At 35.3% G+C, this 21,621-nt stretch carries 25 protein-coding genes and 1 tRNA gene; 2 read left to right on the plus strand and 24 right to left on the minus strand.

Annotated elements, in window-relative coordinates:
* Positions 1-747: 747 nt before the first annotated feature.
* The 8 genes from HN643_01720 to HN643_01755 are packed head-to-tail and all read right to left on the minus strand — an operon-like array spanning position 748 to position 8,149.
* A complete protein-coding gene (locus HN643_01720; GenBank protein ID MBT7500368.1) occupies positions 748-1,674 on the minus strand; it encodes an ATP-grasp domain-containing protein in 927 nt (308 codons plus the stop codon).
* Positions 1,671-2,639 (minus strand): ATP-grasp domain-containing protein, encoded by a 969-nt coding sequence (locus HN643_01725; GenBank protein MBT7500369.1) that lies wholly within the window; start codon positions 2,637-2,639, stop codon positions 1,671-1,673. The genes HN643_01720 and HN643_01725 overlap by 4 nt, the downstream gene beginning before the upstream one ends.
* A 21-nt stretch (positions 2,640-2,660) precedes the next feature.
* Positions 2,661-3,518 (minus strand): hypothetical protein, encoded by an 858-nt coding sequence (locus tag HN643_01730; GenBank protein MBT7500370.1) that lies wholly within the window; start codon positions 3,516-3,518, stop codon positions 2,661-2,663.
* Between the two features lie 47 nt (positions 3,519-3,565).
* Entirely contained in the window at positions 3,566-4,966 is a 1,401-nt protein-coding gene (locus tag HN643_01735; GenBank protein ID MBT7500371.1) for a hypothetical protein, read from the minus strand.
* On the minus strand, positions 4,941-6,494 hold the full coding sequence (locus HN643_01740; protein ID MBT7500372.1) for a PKD domain-containing protein: 1,554 nt from the start codon (positions 6,492-6,494) through the stop codon (positions 4,941-4,943). Before HN643_01740 ends, HN643_01735 begins: the two co-directional genes overlap by 26 nt.
* Positions 6,495-6,507: 13 nt before the next feature.
* Positions 6,508-6,999 carry a crossover junction endodeoxyribonuclease RuvC gene (gene ruvC, locus HN643_01745; GenBank protein MBT7500373.1) on the minus strand — a complete coding sequence of 164 codons (492 nt, stop codon included), beginning with the start codon at positions 6,997-6,999 and terminating at the stop codon, positions 6,508-6,510.
* 34 nt (positions 7,000-7,033) lie between these two features.
* A complete protein-coding gene (locus HN643_01750; GenBank protein ID MBT7500374.1) occupies positions 7,034-7,399 on the minus strand; it encodes a four helix bundle protein in 366 nt (121 codons plus the stop codon).
* 33 nt (positions 7,400-7,432) lie between these two features.
* The gene (locus tag HN643_01755; protein ID MBT7500375.1) at positions 7,433-8,149 is read right to left on the minus strand and encodes a YebC/PmpR family DNA-binding transcriptional regulator; all 717 of its coding nucleotides are present in this window, start codon (positions 8,147-8,149) and stop codon (positions 7,433-7,435) included.
* A gap of 375 nt (positions 8,150-8,524) precedes the next feature.
* Here HN643_01755 and HN643_01760 point away from each other — a divergent pair, with 375 nt between their 5' ends.
* On the plus strand, positions 8,525-9,529 hold the full coding sequence (locus HN643_01760) for a bifunctional phosphoglucose/phosphomannose isomerase (GenBank protein MBT7500376.1): 1,005 nt from the start codon (positions 8,525-8,527) through the stop codon (positions 9,527-9,529).
* 196 nt (positions 9,530-9,725) lie between these two features.
* Here HN643_01760 and HN643_01765 read toward each other — a convergent pair whose 3' ends face one another.
* The 12 genes from HN643_01765 to HN643_01820 all read right to left on the minus strand — a co-directional run bounded on the left by HN643_01765 (position 9,726) and on the right by HN643_01820 (position 16,115).
* Positions 9,726-10,130: a hypothetical protein gene (locus HN643_01765; protein ID MBT7500377.1), complete on the minus strand. Its 405-nt coding sequence runs from the start codon at positions 10,128-10,130 to the stop codon at positions 9,726-9,728.
* A gap of 32 nt (positions 10,131-10,162) precedes the next feature.
* Positions 10,163-10,549 carry a hypothetical protein gene (locus HN643_01770; protein ID MBT7500378.1) on the minus strand — a complete coding sequence of 129 codons (387 nt, stop codon included), beginning with the start codon at positions 10,547-10,549 and terminating at the stop codon, positions 10,163-10,165.
* 26 nt (positions 10,550-10,575) lie between these two features.
* Positions 10,576-10,953, minus strand: coding sequence for a hypothetical protein (locus tag HN643_01775; protein ID MBT7500379.1), 378 nt, complete (start codon positions 10,951-10,953; stop codon positions 10,576-10,578).
* 16 nt (positions 10,954-10,969) lie between these two features.
* A complete protein-coding gene (locus tag HN643_01780; protein MBT7500380.1) occupies positions 10,970-11,377 on the minus strand; it encodes a hypothetical protein in 408 nt (135 codons plus the stop codon).
* Positions 11,378-11,454: 77 nt separating this feature from the next.
* On the minus strand, positions 11,455-11,853 hold the full coding sequence (locus tag HN643_01785; protein ID MBT7500381.1) for a hypothetical protein: 399 nt from the start codon (positions 11,851-11,853) through the stop codon (positions 11,455-11,457).
* A 29-nt stretch (positions 11,854-11,882) separates the two neighbouring features.
* The gene (locus tag HN643_01790) at positions 11,883-12,266 is read right to left on the minus strand and encodes a hypothetical protein (GenBank protein MBT7500382.1); all 384 of its coding nucleotides are present in this window, start codon (positions 12,264-12,266) and stop codon (positions 11,883-11,885) included.
* A gap of 94 nt (positions 12,267-12,360) precedes the next feature.
* Complete coding sequence (locus HN643_01795; GenBank protein MBT7500383.1) at positions 12,361-12,702, minus strand: hypothetical protein; 342 nt, start codon at positions 12,700-12,702, stop codon at positions 12,361-12,363.
* Positions 12,703-12,801: 99 nt separating this feature from the next.
* Complete coding sequence (locus tag HN643_01800) at positions 12,802-13,173, minus strand: hypothetical protein (GenBank protein MBT7500384.1); 372 nt, start codon at positions 13,171-13,173, stop codon at positions 12,802-12,804.
* Between the two features lie 10 nt (positions 13,174-13,183).
* Positions 13,184-13,549, minus strand: a complete 366-nt coding sequence (locus HN643_01805) for a hypothetical protein (protein MBT7500385.1) — start codon at positions 13,547-13,549, stop codon at positions 13,184-13,186.
* On the minus strand, positions 13,546-14,973 hold the full coding sequence (locus tag HN643_01810) for an extracellular solute-binding protein (GenBank protein MBT7500386.1): 1,428 nt from the start codon (positions 14,971-14,973) through the stop codon (positions 13,546-13,548). Before HN643_01810 ends, HN643_01805 begins: the two co-directional genes overlap by 4 nt.
* Before the next feature lie 8 nt (positions 14,974-14,981).
* Complete coding sequence (galU, locus tag HN643_01815) at positions 14,982-15,851, minus strand: UTP--glucose-1-phosphate uridylyltransferase GalU (GenBank protein MBT7500387.1); 870 nt, start codon at positions 15,849-15,851, stop codon at positions 14,982-14,984.
* Between the two features lie 12 nt (positions 15,852-15,863).
* Positions 15,864-16,115 (minus strand): hypothetical protein, encoded by a 252-nt coding sequence (locus tag HN643_01820; protein ID MBT7500388.1) that lies wholly within the window; start codon positions 16,113-16,115, stop codon positions 15,864-15,866.
* Positions 16,116-16,304: 189 nt separating this feature from the next.
* Between HN643_01820 and HN643_01825 the strand changes: the two genes are divergently transcribed.
* Entirely contained in the window at positions 16,305-17,033 is a 729-nt protein-coding gene (locus tag HN643_01825; protein ID MBT7500389.1) for an NUDIX hydrolase, read from the plus strand.
* A 145-nt stretch (positions 17,034-17,178) separates the two neighbouring features.
* Here HN643_01825 and HN643_01830 read toward each other — a convergent pair.
* From HN643_01830 to HN643_01845, 4 genes are all read right to left on the minus strand, one after another.
* A tRNA-Ser gene (locus tag HN643_01830) sits at positions 17,179-17,265 on the minus strand.
* Positions 17,266-17,344: 79 nt separating this feature from the next.
* Positions 17,345-18,748 (minus strand): hypothetical protein, encoded by a 1,404-nt coding sequence (locus tag HN643_01835; protein MBT7500390.1) that lies wholly within the window; start codon positions 18,746-18,748, stop codon positions 17,345-17,347.
* A 10-nt stretch (positions 18,749-18,758) separates the two neighbouring features.
* Positions 18,759-19,910: a glycosyltransferase family 4 protein gene (locus tag HN643_01840; protein ID MBT7500391.1), complete on the minus strand. Its 1,152-nt coding sequence runs from the start codon at positions 19,908-19,910 to the stop codon at positions 18,759-18,761.
* A gap of 1 nt (position 19,911) precedes the next feature.
* The gene (locus HN643_01845) at positions 19,912-21,330 is read right to left on the minus strand and encodes a flippase (protein MBT7500392.1); all 1,419 of its coding nucleotides are present in this window, start codon (positions 21,328-21,330) and stop codon (positions 19,912-19,914) included.
* Between the last annotated feature and the right edge of the window lie 291 nt (positions 21,331-21,621).

Genomic DNA, 21,621 nt, shown 5'->3' on the forward strand with positions numbered 1-21,621 from the left:
GGAGAATAATAGGTCGGAGCTTGTGGCAACGCTACTAAAACAGCAGCTTCTCCTAAGGTTAATTCTTGCACATCCTTATTATAAAATGTTTGACTGGCCGATTGAACACCGTAAGCAACAGAGCCGTAAGGAATCTCATTTAGATACATTTGTAAAATTTCATCCTTGTCAAAAGCTTTTTCAATTTTATAAGATAATATAAATTCTTTTATTTTTCTAGATATTTTTCTTTCATTAGTTAAAATTGCATTTTTTACAAACTGTTGAGTTAAAGTTGAGCCACCGCGCACCCTTTTTCCCATTAACGGATCAATAATTACCCCCTTAAACATAGCCAGTAAATTAAATCCTTTGTGTTCATAAAAATGCTTATCTTCAGCTGAAATAGTTGCCCATTTAACAAATTCGGGAATATCTTCAAGTTTAACTAAAGTTCTTTTTTCTGCTCCATGAATATCATACAAAACCATTTCCTCATCACGATCATAAATCTTTGTACTTTGTGAAATATTACGTTCCAAAATCTTATTCGGATCCGGCAAGCTCCTAGAATACCAAGCTACTGCGCCAATTAAATATATTCCAATCAAACAAACCAAAACAATACTAATATAAACTCCCTTGCTAATCCAATAGCGAATTTTTTTTCTTAGTTTCTGTTTGAAAAATTTTCTTTTTCGTGGTCGCCGAGGTCCATTACGAACTACACGAAGTTGAGGAATTGGCATAAGCTTGAAAAACTCGAAATTACTTAAATAACATTCTAATTATATCACGTCCAGGAAATCTTGACTTACCCAAATGAGGATAATGATGCAAAACAACATGTGGTCGTGGATTTACTTCAATAATAACGCCTTTGTCGCTGGAAATGTCTTCAGTTAAAACATCAACTCCAGCGCTAGCTAACTTCAAAGCTCGACAAGCTTCAATAGCAACGCTTTTTAATTTATCTGAAATTTGCTCTGTACAATCAATACTTGTACCACCTTCTGCAACATTAGCTGCATTTCTTAAAAAAACTTTTTCACCTCTTGCAGGAATACTATCAAAAGTATACCCCCTAGACGCTAAAATCTTTTCAGATTTTTCGTCCAACTTGATATCTTTTTTGTATTTCTTCTTTATCTTATTTTTCTTTTTTACTAACCATTCAACATCATGCTTGCCGTCACCTTCCACAAAAGCTGGTACTCGCTTTACTACATACACATGTTTATAATCAATCACCGTAACCCTATAATCATCCCCTGGAACAAACTCTTCTATTAATACTTTCTTACCATACTTTTTCGCAAATTTAAAAGCTTTTTTCAGGTTTTTTAATGTTGTTACTCCAACTGTCACTCCTTTTCCCAAAGAAGATTTATTAGGCTTAACAACCACCCGTTTATGTCTTCGATAAAACGCCAAGAGTTCACTATAATTAGTTACTAGTTTTTGTTTTGGGACCGGCAATCCGAAAGTTTTTAAAACATCAACTGTCATCATCTTATTATCTGCCAAAAGATAACTAAGTCTACTGGTAAACTCGGTGGCAGATCGATTAATCAATCTAGTTTGCCTTCCCTTGCTCACGACATGTAGAGCACCTTCTGGATCAAATTTAGCAAAACGAAGACCCAGGCTTCGAGCTGAATTTCTTAGCACCTTAACGTGAGCTGGTTCTCTCATATCTTGTGATGTTTAATTAACATTTGAATTAGTTTTTTTGCTGGATTTCTTTTCCTGCCTTGATGAGGATAATGATGCATCATAAATCCAGGAATTGGATTAACTTCAATAAAAAACCCCTTATCCTTGGTATAATCACGACACATAAAATCAAAGCCAGCAACTGTCATCTGCAATGCTTTGGCAGCATCAATGGCCATTTTTTTTATGTTAGGATTCACTTTATCAGTAATATCAATAGTTTCACCACCAGTTGCCAAATTTGCAGTTCGCCGCACAAAAACTCGGTCATCCATAATCGGAACATCTTGTAAATTTAAATCCTGACGAGCCAATACATGCTCCAGTGATTCATCTATCACAATTTTTCGCTTGTGTTCTTTTTTCTCTCTGTTTTTTCTATTAATCAACTGACGAATTGTATCTTTACCATTACCAATGACGTAAGCTGGTATTTTTTTTATTGCAAAAATATGTTTATAGTCAATAACCAAAATGCGGTGATCATCGCCAGGTACGGCCTTTTCCGCTAACACACACTTTGAATAAGTTTTTTGTAGTTTCTTCTTACTGGTATGTTTCAATGCAAAATTAACAGCTCGACGAAGATCCTCCTCGGTTTTAATACCAATTGTAATACCTTTTCCTCGGTTGGCAGACAAAGGCTTGATAACTATTTTCTTGTGTCTTTTTAGAAAATTTATCGCTTCACTATAATCCTTGATTAATTTGAATTCAGGAACCGGAAAACCAGCTTTTTTAAGAGTATAACTGGTCAAAAACTTATTTGCAGCAATTGTATAATAAGGATCACTAACCAATTCAGTTAATGTTTGATAAACATAAGTAAATTTATTTTTTCTTTGCAACGCAAAAATACTCTTACTATTGCCAATACGTCTAGCTTTAATGCCAAACTTCTCAGCCTCATTTAATACTACTTTTACGTAAGGAGATGTTTTCATAAATATAATTTTTACCTTATGTTAGCAATTTTCAAGATATTTAACGATTTGCTCAGCAACATTAATTTTGGTAATCTTGGTAAAACGTTTAAATTTAGGTGAACGATTTACTTCCAAAAGTTTCAAGTCATCACCATCTTTTATTATATCAACTCCAGCAATATCTGTATTCGTTGCTTTAGCTGCTTTCAGTGCTAATATCTTCAGGTCCTTGGTCAATTCTGCAAAAACTGATCGTTTGGCCAACGGAATGTTTTTTCTTTCCAAATTGAAATAACTCATTCTTTTCATTGCGCCTAAAACTTCATTACCAACCACAACCACGCGATAGTAAAAATTACTGTTTAGTCTTTTCTGAATTAGAAATTGTTTAACTTTATTTTTTCTTTTCTGAAAAAACTGCTCTAAGCCTTTTTTTGTTTTGAATGAATAAATATTACGGCTTTGCATACCAGCAATATCCTTGATGACAACCGGTCTAGGGATTTTAGCCATATAGCGAGATAATTCCTCATAAGTCGAAAAGTGAAATGTATCAATACAAGGTAATCCCTTCTGAAAAAACTCAAAAGACATAAACATTTTATCAAACTCATAAGCCTTATTATACAACTCCCGATCAATCACTTCTGTGCCAGAAAATTTCAGAAAGCGTGCCAAGGTTTTAGCTTTAGCAAAGTGTGGTGAAATCCCTCGGAACAAACAAACACCAAAACCATCCAGTTTTTTACCGCGCCAATATGCTTCCATTTTATTACCTCTTACTAATAAGGATATTTTACTCAGAGAAGTATGTACCACATGGTGATGACGCTTTTTCGCCTCTTGAGCAATGCTGATATTTTCTTTTGACTTCGGTCCAATTATTAATAACTTCATAATAAACAAAAATAAACTTTATAAATTTTTTCCTTCACGAACCTTTATTACCCTTTTGTTGGATCAATTAAAAACTTGCGTAAATCTCGCCTTCCTATTATAACAGGATATTTCATATTCTCCCTCATGATAACAGAGGCATTCGAGTTAATTGACGTTCCTGCTAATTCTATTTTCAAAGGGATTTCCATTCGATAAGATGCGCCATGACTACTATAAGTTTTGGCAACCGCTACAATGTCTTCATGCTTTTCCAATTCTTTCCAAACTTTACGACTGCTCAAATCATCCAATTCCTGTTTTGTTAATACTCGTTTAATATCAAAAGTTTGATAATACTCAATAGCTTCACCATATCCCAACTGACGAGAGAAATTTTCATCTATAGAAGTAATTCCTGCTCCGGTATCCAACTTCGCTGAACACTCAATCCACTCGCCTTTTTTATTCTTTATTTTTATATCATTTATTATACCTAAAATTTTCTTTCCTGTAATGCCTTCCACCTCATCTTCAATTTCACCACCAAACAATTCTTTAGCAACTTTGATCCCCTTGCTTACTGTTTTGATTTTTAAACCTTCAACGCGGAGTAACCGATCTTTGAGTGATGCCAAATTAGCAATTTGAATTGACAGACCTGGGTGCGCATTTAATTCTAGAATAATAGGGCCCTTTTCTCTGTCAATGGCAATATCTACACCTGAATACCCCAATCCACAAACCATTGCAGCCTTGACTGACAATGCTAAAATTTCATCCCAATAAGGAATTTTTATTCCTCTCAAGGGTATTTTAATATCTGGCAAAGTCTCAATTAACCTGTCCGACTGGATAGCATTGGTGGTTACTCCAGTAGAAATATCAATTCCTACACAAATTCCACCTTGATGAAGATTGGCTTTGCCACGAGACGCCTTGGTCGGAAGTCTAAGCATCGCCATAACCGGAACTTTATTATAAATAATCACTCTCACATCTGGAACCCCCTTATAACTATATAATTTAAATGCTGGATGAATTTTTAACCGCTCTTCAAAAAAAGCGGTGTCTGGTACATTAGTCTTAGAATAATTACCGTCCAAAATGTTAGAAACTCTTGAAACAATATCTCGCAGACTAGCATCCTTATTGTTTGGCAAAACCCAATTACCATTTTTCTTTTTCCCAAAAGTTACTACTATCCCTTCACCACCTAATCCTCTATTGGGCTTCAAAACAAAACTTTTTGGTAGACTTGTCCAGTCAAACTTATAAAACTGTTTTCTGTTTTGTATCTTGGCAATAATTTTACAAACTGGTAATTCATGTTTTTCCAACAACTTTTTGGTCCTTAATTTATCATCAACCAAGGCCACCCGGTTTTTGGTGGCTGTAGGTCTTATAAATTTCAAATTCCTGGCGTTCATGCCAAGAATTAGTTTACTTTTTTGTAGCCAACTCAACATTTTTTATAACCTTTCTAAAACGATAATATTCAGTTAAACGTAAGCCAGTCCATTTTCCAATCAAAACATTCAAAATTATGGTACCTAAAATAAACTCTGGGTAACCAAGAATAAACGTTCTCATAAACTGCCAACTGACCAGCCAATAACATATAATTGATAAAAATAAAGTCTCTATAACTAAAACAATTGCGCTTTTGTGACCTCTTTCAATTTGTACTGAAATAAACTTTTCAGTCAAGAGCACCATCACCAAAATAGGGAATATAGAAATTTCCAAAAGTCCCGTTTTGTTCATCGAGGCACCTAATAAAAACGCCAAGAAAATCGAAAAACTTACCATAGTCAAAACAATCGCCATTCTCGGTAAGTAAGACAACCGAACTTTGCGTGCCAACAAACGACTCACCGTTCCTACAATTAGTGTCATTAGAAACAATGCTAAACCATATTTTAAGCCTGTGACCAAAAAAGAAACTGCCACAATAGAAGGCATGTAAATACCCATAGCCTTGACTCCGATAATTTGACGAAAAAAAGCAATCACCGTAGCGATGATTGGCAAAACTAAAATTAAATAAATTGTATTCAAGGCTACACCGTTATCAACCATGTAACTAACAAAATACGAAACAAAATTTGACCACTTTAAACGATTAACATCCCGCTGAGTATGTAGGCCAACTAGCCGGTAATCAGTTTGTCCATATTTTAATCGATTTAGAAGGCCAGGAAAATCAGTCGTGGAAAATACTTCATTCATAGCGTCCGCCCGAGTCAAAACAATAAATTGTGGTGAAATTAAATTATAAACGCTCTGTCCCAAGCGAGCTGTAGCTGAAAAATTTTGATCAGTAATGACCACAAAGTATTTATTTGCAAAACCAAAACTATCTAGGTTACTTCCATTCTCGTCCGATGCCTTGGTCAAGTCTTGCGCGACTTCCAATAACGCATTAAGCCCAACATTGTTTTTTGTCCAAACTACAATTGAACTAGCTTGTCTGATGTCCTCTTTACTTTTTAATATTTTTTGAGCTAATTCTTTTTCTGCAATATAATCAACTTCATCTTTGACTTGAAAATCAACAACAAGAGTACCCTGTGCAGAAGCAATCGTTTGTACCGCTTGTAATTTTTCTGGCTCAAGATTTACGTCACTAATAAGAATCATTACATCCTTATCAACATTAACAATAATCTCATCCACTCCAGTCAATTGATCTTCTCCTGCTACTGCCTTGAGCTCCAGCTTGACTCTATAAACACCGGAGTTGTCATAGGTATGTGTGACCTCTTTGCCATTTGCCCAATAACCATCACCAAAATCCCAACGATATTCAACTTGGTCTACATTATTAGTAATTGAACCCAAAGCTGAGAAAATAACTTGGTGGTAAACAACTACGTTTCTATCCTGCCCAGCCACCGCTTTCAACAATGGAGTAGTATCAATTTCGTCTTGTGCCAACGCAAAACCTGGACAAAGTAGAATTGTTAATACCATTAATATAATAATTTTCTTCATACTTTATAAACTTTTAACTTTTTAACTTATCTGAATTAGCTGCGCAGATAGCCACCGCTAAAGCATCGGCTGCGTCATCTGGCTTTGGAATCTTTTCTAAATTCAAAAACACTTTAACCATCTGCTGAACTTGCGCCTTTTCAGCTCGGCCATAACTAGTTATGGCTTGTTTAACCTGAAGAGGTGTAAACTCAACAATAGGCTTGCCAGCTTCGACCGCTGTTAGCAAAATCACGCCTCGTGCCTGACCAACCTTAATCGCAGTTTTTACATTTTTAAAAAAGAAAAGTTCTTCAACTGCCACCAAATCTGGATTATATTTTTTAATTATTGATTTTAAATCTTTACTCAAGTATTTTAAACGCTGAACAAACTCCTCATCTTTATGGGTTTTGATAACTCCATAATCAACACATTCAAACACAGATCCTTTAACTTTAATCACGCCAAAACCAGTGAGGCCATAGCCTGGGTCGATTCCGAGAATTACTTTTTGTTTAGACATAAGTTAAAAAAGAAAGAAAGAAATAAAGAAAAAATCACTTTTTGCGAATACTCTTCTCTAAATTAGTAAGCTCGGTCCATAACATAGCTCCGATCTCTTTTTCCAGCTTAGTTCCCTCTTCATACTCCTCTTTCGAAATAAACTCTTCAACTAATGAGAATTCCAAAAGATAACTTGACTCCTTAAATGACCCTAAACTGATTTCCAAATGATTAAGTCTTACCAATGTCTTTCTTCTGGCATAGCCTTCAATATAATTTAGTATTATTGACAAAGCTGCTCTTCGAAACTGTGATACTGAGCTATACATTTCTTGCTTTGGAAAGTTTCTTGTTATCCTATAAACAAAATGAACATAATCATTCATCAATTTCTTCAGTTTTTCTTGATATGCATTCATGTTTTTTTCTTTCTTTCTTTCTTTCTTTCTTTTTTACTCGATATTAGTATAAACGCCATTCACATCATCGTGAGCTTCAAGCAAATCCATGATCCTCTCAATCTTCTCAGCCGATTGTTCATTAACTTCCTGCTTATCTTTAGCTACCCATTCCATTTCCGCATAATCAAGTTTAATGCTTTTATTTTCCAATTCTTTTCTTACCTTTTCAAAATTAGAAAAACTAGTCTCAATTGTTAGACCACCTTCTTCTTCCTCCACATCATCAGCGCCTAAATCAATCACTTCCATCATTAATTCATCTTTATCTTCCAGTTTAGCTAAATCGACACGAATAACTCCTTTGTGTTCAAACATCCATTTAACAGAGTTTTGAGCTCCCAGTGAACCTCCGTTTTTGGTAAGAATAGCTTTCACTTCTGGCGTAGTTCGATTTTTATTATCGGTCACTCCTTCAATCAATAAAGGCATTCCCCCTGGACCATAAGCTTCATACAAAACCTCCTCAATAACCGCACCACCAAGTTCACCGGTCCCACGTTTGATTGCATTTTCAATTTTGTCCTTGGGCATGTTGCTAGCCTTGGCCTTGTCAATTGCTATCTTTAAGGAAAAATTCATATCTGGATCGCCACCACCCCGAGCCGCGACCGAAATATTTCTTGAAAGTTTTGTAAATAAATTACCGCGAGCTGCATCAGTTGCTCCTTTTTGACGATGAATTTTGTCCCACTTAGAATGTCCGCTCATAAATGAAAGAAGGCTAAATAGGGCGAAACAAGATTATATGGTAATAAGATCGTCATTAATATCATTACCCTGTAAACCTGCTCCCTTATCTAGCCTCGTATAGCCTTATTCTACAATAATTTTCGCATTTTGAGCATATCAAATCTGAAAGAAAAAATCAAGGGTTTTTGTTATTTCCAAAACCTAAAAATCCTTTTAATATTTTTACAACCAAAATTCTTTTTGACATTTTTATTGAAAAATGTGCATAACTTAGTTGCAACATTAAATCACATTTGCTAAGTTAGTAATAAGTTAACTGAAATTAAACTACGAACAAAAAAACAAAAGAACACCACGCTGTTCACTGTTCATTTCTTCGTTAGTTATTCTTTTATGCAGGCACTTCGTGAACAATTTGATTCACAAAATCTTTATCAAGTGATTGCCGACTTACCAAAGCAGTTTACAACTGCCTTTACTGAAACAGATCTTAGCATTGACAAGAAAACCACCAAAATAGTTTTTTGTGGTATGGGAGGCTCTGCCTTACCAGCCAATCTTTTGAAAACTTTTTTAGCAACAGCTAAAACAAATTTTAATATTCCTTTTAAGATCAACCGCGACTATTCTCTACCACAGGTGGTAGATGAAAACTGGTGCGGTTTTTTTGATTCTTATTCAGGAAATACAGAAGAGACCTTATCTGCAATAGAAGAAGCAGAAACCAAAGGCCTAAAACAAATTGTAGTTCTGGCACATGGCGGAAAGCTAGAAAAAATAGCTCAAGAAAAAGGATATAAGTTCATTAAAATTCCGGACACCAAACAACCACGTATGGCCTACGGCTACGTAATGGGCGCTCTACTGAAAGTTTTAGCCAATTCCGAGCTGGTAGACCTTAATTTCGCAGAATTAACCTCTGACGTGGAAAAAGCTTTATCTTCTGAGAAAGAAATGCAACTTCAGGCTGAGAAGTTAGCAAAATCTTTGCAAAATAAAATTCCAGTTATCTACACTTCCAACATCTGGAAGTATGTGGCGATGGTCTGGAAAATTAATTTCAACGAAAATACCAAGACCCAAAGTTTTTGGAATGCTTTTCCAGAATTAAACCACAATGAAATGGTAGGCTACACCAATATTATTGGCAACTACAAGATAATTATATTAAAAGATCTAGAAGAACATGCTCACATTCAAAAAAGAATGGATGTTTTCCAGAAAGTACTTGCTGACAAGCTGGACATTGAAATAATCGATATGCAATCTGGCTCAGCTTTTTACAAACTGTTAAGTACTTTACTACTTGGCCAATGGACTTCCTACTATTTAGCCCTAATCAATAAAGTTGATCCTACGCCTGTTGATTTAGTCGAAGAGTTCAAGAAACTGATTTAATAATTGTTTTCTTGCTTTCTTGCTTTTTTTCTTTTTTTCCAATCTAAGTAATTTATTCACTCAAAAGTATCTAACCAAGCCGCTCTTTAATATAACCTTTGTGTCGGCTACGGGGATAAATGTCCCTTGATGTGCTGGCAAACAAAAAAGCTGCCCTTTCCCATGCTTGGAGGGCAGCTTTTTTATTGTCTGAAAATTAATTTGCGACTGTAGTAGCTGACGACAAATTGGTCACTACAAAACTGGAGATTGCGTAAGCAGATAAGACCAACGCTAAACCAATAATAGCATTAATCAACCACTGTTTAGCTTTTTTCACTTGATCTTCATTTCCACCAGCGGTCATCCATAGAAATCCAGCATAAACAATAATCACTAGAACAATCACTCCAAGTAAGGTCAAAACGATCTTAACAATGTTACCGATTATACCAACCAAGTCTGTTCCGTCTTTGTCTTGACCAAAGTCTTTAGCAAAAAACTCCATATTTCCTTCAGCATCCATAGGAGTTAAGCCTTGATCTAATATGTCTTGAGCTCCAATAGCTCCTGGTAATAGCAATAAAGATAATATTGCTAAAATTGGCATTACTTTTTTCATAAGTTTTCTATATTTAATTATTTATTATCTTATTATTTAGTTGTTGCTGATGCAAGATTTTGCACTACGAAACTGGAGATTGCATAAGCTGCTAAAATCAAGGCCAGGCCTATTACCGCATTTATTAACCATTGTTTCGATTTTTTTACTTGGTCCTCATTACCGCCGGCCGTCATCCAGAGAAAACCTGCGTAAATGATTATTACTAGCACTACGACTCCCAGTAATGTTAGCACAATTTTGACGACATTACCAACAATCTCAACTAAGTTTTTATCACTACTTGCATACCCCGCTTGAGTTTGAAAGTCGGTTAAACCCTTTGCTGTAGTTTTAGTTAAATCAACATCCATTGCCATAGTCATTGTTGGCATAACCAATAAAGAACATAGCGTTAATATCACAAACAATTTTTTCATACTAATTTTAATTATTTAAAATCTCCTTAAGTTGTAGTCGCTGCGAATAGATAACTAACTGCGAAATCAGCAATTGCATAGGCTGCTAAAATTAACGCCAGACCAATTACTGCATTTTTTAACCACTGTTTAGCTTTTTTCACTTGATCTTCATTTCCACCAGCACTCATCCACAAAAATCCAGCATAAACAATAATTACAACAGTTATTATGCCGACCAATGTTAATACTATCTTGATGATATTACCAACGATATCTACTAAAGTTCCCTTACCTGTATATCCAGTTTTGTCTTTGAATGTTTCCATTTCCTTGACAGGATCACCACCAATTGTTGCTGCTGTAGCTACCAGGGGCATAGCAAACAGAGAACACAAAGTTAAAATTACAATTAAATTTTTCATATTGATTTGATTTATTTTAGGTGGTTGTTGCTGTAACTAAATAATCAACCGCAAAGTAGGCGATCGCATAAGCTGCCAAAGTTATAGCTAAACCAATTACAGCATTAGTCAACATTTGCTTTGCTTTTTTTACCTGGTCTTCGTTGCCACCTGCGGTCATCCACTGTACACCGCCCCAAACAACTAATATTACCATGATAATACCAAGTAAAGTTAAAATAATTTTAATTATACTACCAACAATTGTAGGTAAATCTGCTTTTGGTTTATCTGCACCGTGTAAACCTTTACCTACATTACCCAATTCACCAAGTGGTCCATCCGCAGCCAAAGCAATTCCACCACACAGAACAAAACTGAAACAGATTACTAACAAAAATGTTACTACTTTTAATGTAAATGGATTTTGACGTAAAAAATTCATAATTTTTTTGTATAGAGTAATAAGTAAAGAGTAACAAGTGATTACCTTTTACTTTTTACCTTTTACTTTTTACTTTATTAAACTCCAGCTGCTGTACTAAGCTTCTCCACAAAATAATAAGCAATTGCATAAGCACCCATAGTTACGGCCATACCTAGCACACCTTCAATCAGCATACTTCGAGCTTTTTTCACCTGATCAGCATTTCCACCAGCGGTCATCCAGGTGATTCCACCATAAACAACTATGATCACAAAAATAATTCCTAAAATTGAAGTTACAACTTTCAAAGCTTTACCAATTACACCCGCTGGATCAGCGGCTGTAGTACTAAATCCGGCGCCAGGCGCAGCAGCATCAAGACCTGCCTTGGCTTTGTCAGTAGCACCACTAGCAAAAACATTATTGGTGATTATAGTTAAATTAAAAACCAATAAACTGATAATGATTGAAAATAATACTAATTTTTTAAGCATATTCAATATAAATTAAAACCTCTAATAAACTAAAGAGTCCCGGAAATCTTAGCAATTACATATGCAGTTAATTGGTATGCCATTAAGGTAACAACTAAACCAATCGCCGCATGGATCAAAGTTTTTCTTGCCTTTTCTACATTTTGCGGAGTACCTCCAGCGGTCATCCACATAATTCCGCCGTAAACAATCATAATTAGGAAAGCAATACTAACGTAGCCAAAAAAAACTCCAATGTACTGACCAATAACCTTTTCAATTGTATTATCAGCTTTAGGCAATAAGCCCGGTTTTTCAGCTGCTCCTTTTAAACCATCCGCAAAATCGCCAGCTATAGCTAAATTAGGAATAGCTAAAAAACAAATTCCGATCAATAATATAAAAACAATTAAAAAATATGAGTTTTTTTTCATAGAATCTTATTTCTAAAAAGCTTTCTTCTCATTAATTAACAATGTGTATTATTAACTAATGAGAAGGGCAGATAAATCTGCCCTTTAAACTTTTTTATTCGGTTGTTGCAGTAACTAGATTAGTGATTACAAAACTGGTAATCGCGTATGCGCTTAGAATAATTGCTACGCCTATTATACCAGAAACAATGTATTTCCTCGCTTCTTGTACTTTCTCATCGCTACCACCAGCTGTCATATATTTAAAGCCTCCGATCAAAACAATTACGATCGCGATCACACCCAAAAATCCAAGTGCAACTTTAATTATAGCTCCAATAGTTTCCTTCAAATCTTTATTTCCTAAATTTGTGTTGTCACCAACTGCGCCAATCCCAAATGGGTCTGGTGCTGGATCCTCAAGCGCCACGGCTGGTAAAGCAAATGTTGCAAGCATGAAAATTACTAGGAAAAGTCCCGCGAACATTTTGATTTTGTTTGTGTCTACGTACATGTGCATTTTCTTAATTATTAATTTTTTATATATATTAAATTATTAAACTCCGAATTTAGAAATTATTGTACTTACTAGTATATAACTCATAAAAATGATAAATAACCCCAAAGCCGCCCAAATCATTGAATGCTCGGCTGTCTTAATTCTTTTTTCATTACCGCCTGAGGTCATCCATATTATACCACTATAGATAAAAATCACCAAAGCAACTGTCCCGATTATCCCCAATGCCATACCAATAGCTTTTCCAATTAATGCATTAAAATCATCACTTTTAACAATTTCGTCACCAAACGTTGAATTAATCTTACTGGTAGCATCAGAAATAGCATCCGCGTGAACAACAGCAATTGACACTACGAAAAAGAAAAAACATGAAAGCAATAAAACACCTACTATTTTTTTATACATATTAAATAATTTAGGAACCTGCTAAAACTTTTAATAAAGTCTTTATAAGAGCCCCTGATAAAAATATTATAACTAGACCAATAAAAGCATTTTTTAACATAGTTGTTGCCTTACCTATTCTTTCTTTGTTCCCACCAGAGAGCATATACATGATACCGCCAACTACAAAAACCAGAAGAGTAACTGATCCTGAAATTCCCAAAATGATCTGGGCAACATTCGCAATAGTTTGTTCTACACTTCCTAGGTTGCATTTATCAACAGGAGCATCTCCTAAACATTCGCCGGGAACAATTGAAGGAAAGGCCAGTGTTGATTGTCCAACCAGCAAACCAAAACTAATTAAAATAATTACAAATATAATTTGTTTTTTCATAACTTCTTTTTTATCGAGTAATTTATTTGACTGGCAGCATTCTCTATTGCTTCATCAATTTCCAAAGTTCCTTCTAAAATATAGTTTATCATTGAATTAAAAATTCCCTCAGCTGCAATTGGACTTTCTCCCCGATACCAACTCTTGGCCGTTAATAATTGATCAGCCTTTGCCGATAATAATTCATTTGCTAAATGTTCATTAATCAACTTAGTTGAACGCAAAGCAGTGGTCTGCTGAGTTTCATTCAAATACTCAACAACATTTTTTTCACTAGTAATAAAATTAACAAAATCCCAAGCATAATCCTTAATCTCAGTTTTCTTAGACACGCCCTGCACCCAGTAACTCGCATAATTAACTCTCTGATTATCTCCGACCTGCGGAACTGGTGCAACATTGAAATCCAATTGTGGTGCCTCTGCTCTAATTCGTTCACGATGATGCGCATAACCAAATACATATGCTACTTTGCCATCAATAAAGGCATCTATTGAATTAGGCATCTGCTTATTCCAAGTATAAACCTCGTGTAGTGGTGAAGCAAACTGAGTATAGTATTCAACTGCTCCTATAGCTGGTGGAGCAGACACTCCTGTTACGCCTTCTGGTTTTTCAGTAAACGTAGCCTGACCATAAGCATTAGTCATTGGAGTTAAATTCTGCATCATTAAAAGTGATAAAATATCAAAGTTTCTTTCTACATTGTCAGCCGTGCCCATCGCAGTTCCAGACAATAGTATTTGCCCTGAATCTTTACTTATTTGGGTAATTCTCTTCACGTGCTCTTGAAAGTCATTCCAATTACTTGCTGGCTCAACAATCCCGGCATTATTCAAAATATCTTTATTATAATACATTACCAGAGAATCCATACTCATGGGCAATCCCCAAACCCTCTCTATTTGCTCACTCTTTTTGTTACTTGTATCGTTAACAACAACTGTATCTAAAGAAACGGCATCTAAATATTTTTTTCTAACTTCAGCTGGGGTAGGTAATTTTGTTGTTCTAAATTCTACAATTTCTTCTTTTTTGATTGAACCTTTAATATATTTAATTGGAGTTACCACTTTGTCTGGTGCTGGCAGTAACTTGGTCATATAGCGCTTTACCCAAGTATTCTGCATGGTAAAAACATCTGGTCCTCGATCTTCCGCCAAAGCCTCTACTAATTCTTGTTCGTACTCATCATATCGAAGCTTGTGATAATCAATCCTTACATTCGGATGTAATTGTTTGTATGCTGCTATAAGACCCTGTACATCTGCCGAGTTATCCCACAAATTCCACCAAACTAAAGTTTCCTTTTTATAAGCTTTTTGCGCATTTCCATCGCCCCCTTTGGTACAAGCAGAAACAGAAAAACTCACAGCCACCAACAACAAAATTGATACTATTTTGTATGTTTTTGTTTTTGTCATATTTATTTTTATATTTTTAAACTTTTCAAATACTTTCTAAAGTCAGCTCTCAGGTCCGGCCTAGTTAGTGCCAATTCAACGTTCGCACGTAAATAACCAAGCTTTGAACCTGTATCATAATAAATACCATCAATCTTCTTGGCATAAATTGGTCGCTTCTTGGATAATTTAAAAATAGCATCAACCAACCACAATTCCCCGCCTTTTCCTAATTTGGTTTTTTCTAATTCTTCAAAAATATCTGGTGTCAAAACAAAACCACCAAGAGAAGCTAATAATGAAGGTGCCTTTTCTGGTCCTGGTTTTTCTACTATTGTATTAACTTGTAAAACATCTTTTTCAACTTCCAGCCCATCAATAATGCCATATTTATTTGTGTCCTTTTTGGATACGCCATAGGCAGTCAAAACAGGATCTCCATATTTTTCATAAACTTCCGTTAATTGTTTGAGTTGTGGTTTTTTCTTGGTATAAAAAAATTCATCTCCCCACATTACAGCAAACGGCTCATCTCCAATCAAATGCTTGCAACACAGAACTGGTGTACCATTGCCATATGGACCTTTCTGCCGTATATAAATAAAATTGGCCATGTCCGCAATTTTTTTAATCTCTTTTCGCATTTCTTCTTTTCCCGCTTTTCTTAGAAAATTCTGCAATTCATAATTGTAACCAAAATGATCTTCCACGGCTCGTTTACCACTACCGGTAACTAAAATTATTGTTTCAATACCAGACCTTACTGCATCCTCAACCACATACTGAACAATCGGCTTATCAACTACTGGCAACATTTCTTTTGGTTGCGCCTTTGTAGCTGGCAAAAATCTAGTTCCGTACCCAGCCACTGGAATAATTAATTTTTTGACTTTAACCATATATTCAAATCATTAACCAATTTTTAAAGTGTCTTTCAATTTCTTTAGTTTTGTAAAATAATGAATAAACAGAATTGCAAAATAAACGTTCACTGCTGCTATCAAGACAAAAAATAGGGCGAACAAAATAAACAAAGTTTGAGGATAAACCAAAACCAAAACACCCAAGGCAATCCAGATAACAGTTTGCAAAACAAAATACACAATGAACCACATTAATGTATTTCTAGTGTGCTGATAAAATTTCTCTAGAAAATGTAACATAATTTTAAGTTAAATATTAAAAATTTTCGAATTGAATTATTCGAGCTTATATTTTGTCTTGTTTATTATAACATTTTTTACAAAATTTAACCAAAATTTAATCAACAGACCTTCCTATTGACAAAATGTTTAATTTACACTATAATAAACTGTCATTCGTTCTTTAAACTTTTATACTCGAGGGGAAATATGGCGTATAAAGGCAAAAAATCAGTTCTAGCAGTAGATCTCCTTCCGGTAATTGGTTGGAAAAGGGTGGCCCTAATCAAGCGAGCCAAGTGGCCGTGCTTGGAAAAATTATGTATCGTTGGTGGTCATTTTGACGCAGATAATGAGCACAATGAAAACTTGCCTGAGCATGAGCGTAACTTGCCAGACATCAGTGTTCCACACGCTGCGCTACGCGAAGCCAACGAAGAAATTCATCTGGAAACAGTAACGCTTGAAGACCTGGTTGAGTGGTGTTGGCTTGACGAGATTGGCCGTGATCCACGAGAAGAACAACCTGACGAAGATCGCCGAGTTTCCAAATGTTTCTTGGTTCACCTCGAATCAGAAGAAGCTCTTAAAGATTGTTTTGCGGACTCAGACGCACTGGAACTGGTTATCTGCGACATTGATTCTTTGACCGAAGATGACATGGGATTTGACCACTGGATTGCAATCAAGAAACTCCAGGCTGAAAAACAGCGACTTTGGGAGTTCTGGACCCAATTAAGTAGTCACTGTTTTACTCACAGGTGTGATGCTCTTATTACAGAAGAAAAGCTTCTGCAAGACGAATGCACTGCCGATACTCTAGATATTGCTTGGCACACCTCAGAGGGCAGAGCACAGCTCATAACTATGGGGATTGAAATGTTTATTGTAGCTTGTCCCTTCTGCGGACACAAAATTACTCCTCCAATTTTCTATTAAGGTTAATCAACACACCTCCACTTTTCAAAGAAAAGTGGAGGTTTTTTATTTAAAAATATAAAACCGCCTCAACTATGTGATGCGGGTTACCATGATTCATAACAATTTATTTTCTATTCCTATCAATCTCCCCTTAGTCCAAAAGCGGAGGGCGTGAGATTTGAACTCACGGAACCTTTTCAGGCTCAACGCTTTTCGAGAGCGTCCCATTCAACCACTCTGGCAGCCCTCCTTGATTGAAACGTCCACTGGAATTAGCATGCCCCGTAATTACTGCGGGACAGCCCTCCACTTTTGGGCCAAGTAATAATCTAAATTTTACAAAATTCAATTTTTGTTTTGCTACGAGAAACCAGCCAACCAACTGCAAACAAGAGCCACCAAAAAACACTTAAATCATTTTTAAAATACGGCACGTCAACCAAACCATGAACTAGAATTGCAACCATGACTGCAATTAGAACTAAGTATATTTTCTGATTTTCTCTATTTTTAACCTTCCAATAATTCATCAAAAATTTCATTCCCAAAACCAACACCACCAACATGCCAAACAAACCTATCTCACTCCAGAAGTTTAAAATAATATTATGTGGATACATATAGATCTCAGTTGGCTGCCAAGCTTGCTTTTTGAATTCTTCATTATACAAAACCTTTCTTAGCCACTCAGGATCTTGTTTATCTTCAATCCAAATCCCCTCTGCGTGATAAGGTTCGATAGTAGTTTGATAGCCAGCTAATCCTGCACCAAAAACTTCTCTCCCGTCCGTTAACATAGTCCACGTTTCTTTCCATTGCTGAACGCGAATTTGACCTGAATGATCAGACAGAGAAATTTTATCAACAGCGTAAGTTCGTGCTTGAGGAATAAAAGAGACGAGCAAGACGAGCGAAACAAGCGAAACGAGCGAAATAAGTCGCAATCTTTTATTTGGGTAAAATAATCCTAGAAAAATAACTGCTGCCAAGATTCCGAACAACGCTCCTTCGGAGCGAGCGAAGATAATCGCGGATAATGGCACTAAAACACAAAAGCACGAAAGCACAAAAACCCAACTGTACAGACGCGATTTATCGCGTCTCCCTTTTCCAAAAAAAACAATAATCAAACCTAAAAACAAAATAACAATCGGAGCTAAATACAAACCAACCGCATTTGGAAATCCATACCACGAAACAACTCGACGCGTAGCTTCAGCTGCCCAGAATGAGTTTTCAATTCCAATTGGCCAGAACTTCTGAATAATTGCCGGGATAGCAACCACCAAAGCGGAAGCACCAAGAGCCCCAGTAATTAATGAAACCAACTTTACCCCTGACTTTAGTCGGGGAATATTTATTAATACTACAAAAAATAAAATTGGTTCGATAAAATAAGCTTTCCAAATTCCAAGCGCTACCGTTCTATCTGGTGAAACAAAAACACTAACTGTCGCAAAAAACAAAAATATCAAAATCCACCACTTGTAATTACTTAAAGTTACGGATTTGTAATATTTGTAAAAATTTGCAGCATTTGTAACTTTCTTAATCAACCAAACAACAAACAGTAACAAAATCATCACTTCCAGCAAAGTCATTGGTAAACCAAAAACCGAAAATCGAATCAAATATGTTGGTAAACAAAATATAACGAAGGCCACTGCCCAGTCAATTCGTTTCCATGCCAATATGGCAAATAACACACAATAAATTGTCAGCAAATAAATCATATATTTATAATTAACTCAACAAAACCTTTTTGTATTCATCTAACATTTCACTGAGTAAAAACTTACTTTTTACCTTGCGTAGCCCTGCCTCTACAAATTGCTGAGCGATATCCTTTTCTTTATACAACAACAAAATTGCTTTGGCTAATGCCTGAGGACTACCGACTTCAACCAAGATGCCGTTTTTACCATGTTCTACAACTTCCGGAATACCACCGGTCAAAGTTGAAATCACAGGTTTTGAACAGGCCATTGCTTGGATTAAAGTAATTCCCAATGACTCCTTGAGCGACGGTAAAACAAAAACATCAAAATCATAAATCCAATCCAAAAAATTATCTTTGTACCCAACTAATTTAACTTTATTTCCCATCCTGAACGTTTCAGTTAGCCATTGTAAATTTTTTCTTTGTGGTCCTTCCCCAACAATTATTAAATCTATGTTTGGAATTTTATCTTTTAAAATATCAACAGCTTTAATCAAATATTCCAACCCCTTTATTTCATCTAGTCTTGCCACGCAACCAACTGTAAAATTTCTTTTTTCATAGTTTACAGATCTTTTCTCGGCCATCATTTCAAACAAATCCTCTTGCTTTTTGAATATTGTTGGCTCTACTCCATGACGAATAACAATTACATCTTTTACTCCCAAATTTTCTAATTCTTGTTTAACGAAATGGGAAATTGCCACAACATCAACTTTTGAGCTCCACCACTTATATAAAAAGCGATATATGTTATTGCTTAATGTCGGATCTATTGACAAAGCTTCTGGCCATATAACTTTATAACCCAAAAGTAATGCCACTGGTGTCATAATTAATTTATCAGTTAATCCCAGGCAATATAGTTTTTCAATTTTAAATTTATATCGACAATACACCAATCCGATCAACGAACTCAAAACTAATAATGGCCAACTAAATAAAAAAGTAACTTTTGAACCACGAGTTTCTGGTGCTAAACCTAGCCACCATCGTTGATTTGGCCAACCTTGTTTTTTGAACTCACTAAGCATCACAGGACAAGAGGCCAACAAAAAAAAGCGCACCCCTTTGCCCTCTAAATTTTTCACTAAACTAAATGTATGCTTTTCCACTCCGCTCAAACTGGCCTTAAATGGAAACTTAGTTATCAGAATTCTAGTTTCTGGTATCATATTATTTCAGTTTTACAAATTCCTGAATCGTTTCTTTTCTGATCCCGCCAAACAAATACAAAAACCCGAAGTAAACCACTCCGGCAATCATTAACAAAATAAGAACATGCCAACTTCTCACAGAATACAAAACTCCAGACATAATTATAGCTGCTGGGATTGTCTTTAGAAATGTTTTTAGACTTGGGAAAAATTTTATTGCTCTATAGATAAGAACTGCGGTCCATATCATTATCAATGCTTCACTAAAAACGGTCATCCAGGCTGCACCCCAATATCCATACTTTGGAATGAAAATAAAATAACCAACCAACGTCAATACTGCCACAGTTAAATATCCCCACATCATTGTTTTTTGTCGATTTACTGCTACTACCGCATAAGCAAATAAACTTGTCGCAAAAATTGCACATGACGCAAGGATCAAAACTTTCAAAATTTCACCTGATGGTATAAACTCCGCTCCGGCAATGAAAATCATTATTTTTTCAGCAATCACAAAAGTTCCTATCGTTATTGGTACCGCAAAAATCATTAATGCGTCAAATGATTTCTGCAAAATCGCACGTAATTCTTTTTTATTCTTTTCTAAATAATATTTTGTGGCAATTGGTAAAACAATCCCCATAAATACAGCGGGGAGCATTGTCAAAATATCCACCACGCGATAGGTTGCGCCATACAAACCTACTTCCCCCTGACTTCTGAATAAAGATAATATAATAATATCCATTTTTAAATAAATCAGATTAAAAGAAATTGATAATGCAATCGGCCAAGTTTTACTGATCAATTCTTTCCAGATGGTAAAATCAAATTCCAGTCTCCATTTAATATATTTTTTCGAATACAAAAATACAATTACCAAATTAACAATACTTCCAATTGACATTGCCCCAAATATCCAATAAATGTTCTTTCCTAACCAGGCAGCAAGAACAACTAAAGCAACAAAAACAACTCGACCAATAACTTCCGCTAATGTTAATTTGAACATTTTTAGTTTTTGCTGAAAGACTCCCGTTAAGGTTTGGATTATTGTAATACAAAAAAACGAAGCCACCGTTATAATTACGCCAAGCTTTATAAAAATATTATACGGGAAAAACCAAATTAAAATGGGCGCTAAAAGTAAAAAACAAAAAGCAGTAATAACTCTGAATGAAATAATGGAATTCATAGTCCGGCTAATATTTACTCCGGGCTTAGAAATCATTTGTACTGTTGTTAATGTTAATCCGAAATCAACTAAAATTCCAAAAAACTGTAAAAATGCAGTTACCGTAATATAATAACCAAAACCTTCTTGCCCTAGATATCTCGCCATTACAGCTATAGCAACCAATCCTAAAATTAGGCTGATTAATTTACCAGCCAAGTGAATAACTGTATTTTTTGCAATTTGTTTATCAAGACTCATAAAGAATAAGGAACAATAAAATTATAAATACCTACTATCTAAAATCTACCGCTTATAACCTAATTCTACCATTAATCTATTTAATTTGAAATGCTCCAAGATTCCCGATGTCTTAATTTTGTCTAAAATTAAACAAAAAGTACTCTTTAACATTGACAAATAAAATATAATGTGTAAGATGTAGTGTCCTTTACATAAGGATTTTATTTATAGAAGGATCGTTAACAATGATGATTTCAAACTAAAAAGGAGGAACCCAATGGCTAGAAAGAAGAGAGGTCGAGGTTTGTT

This window comes from Candidatus Falkowbacteria bacterium, from assembly GCA_018674305.1.
Taxonomy (GTDB): Bacteria; Patescibacteriota; Patescibacteriia; order UBA11705; family JABHMO01; genus JABMRF01.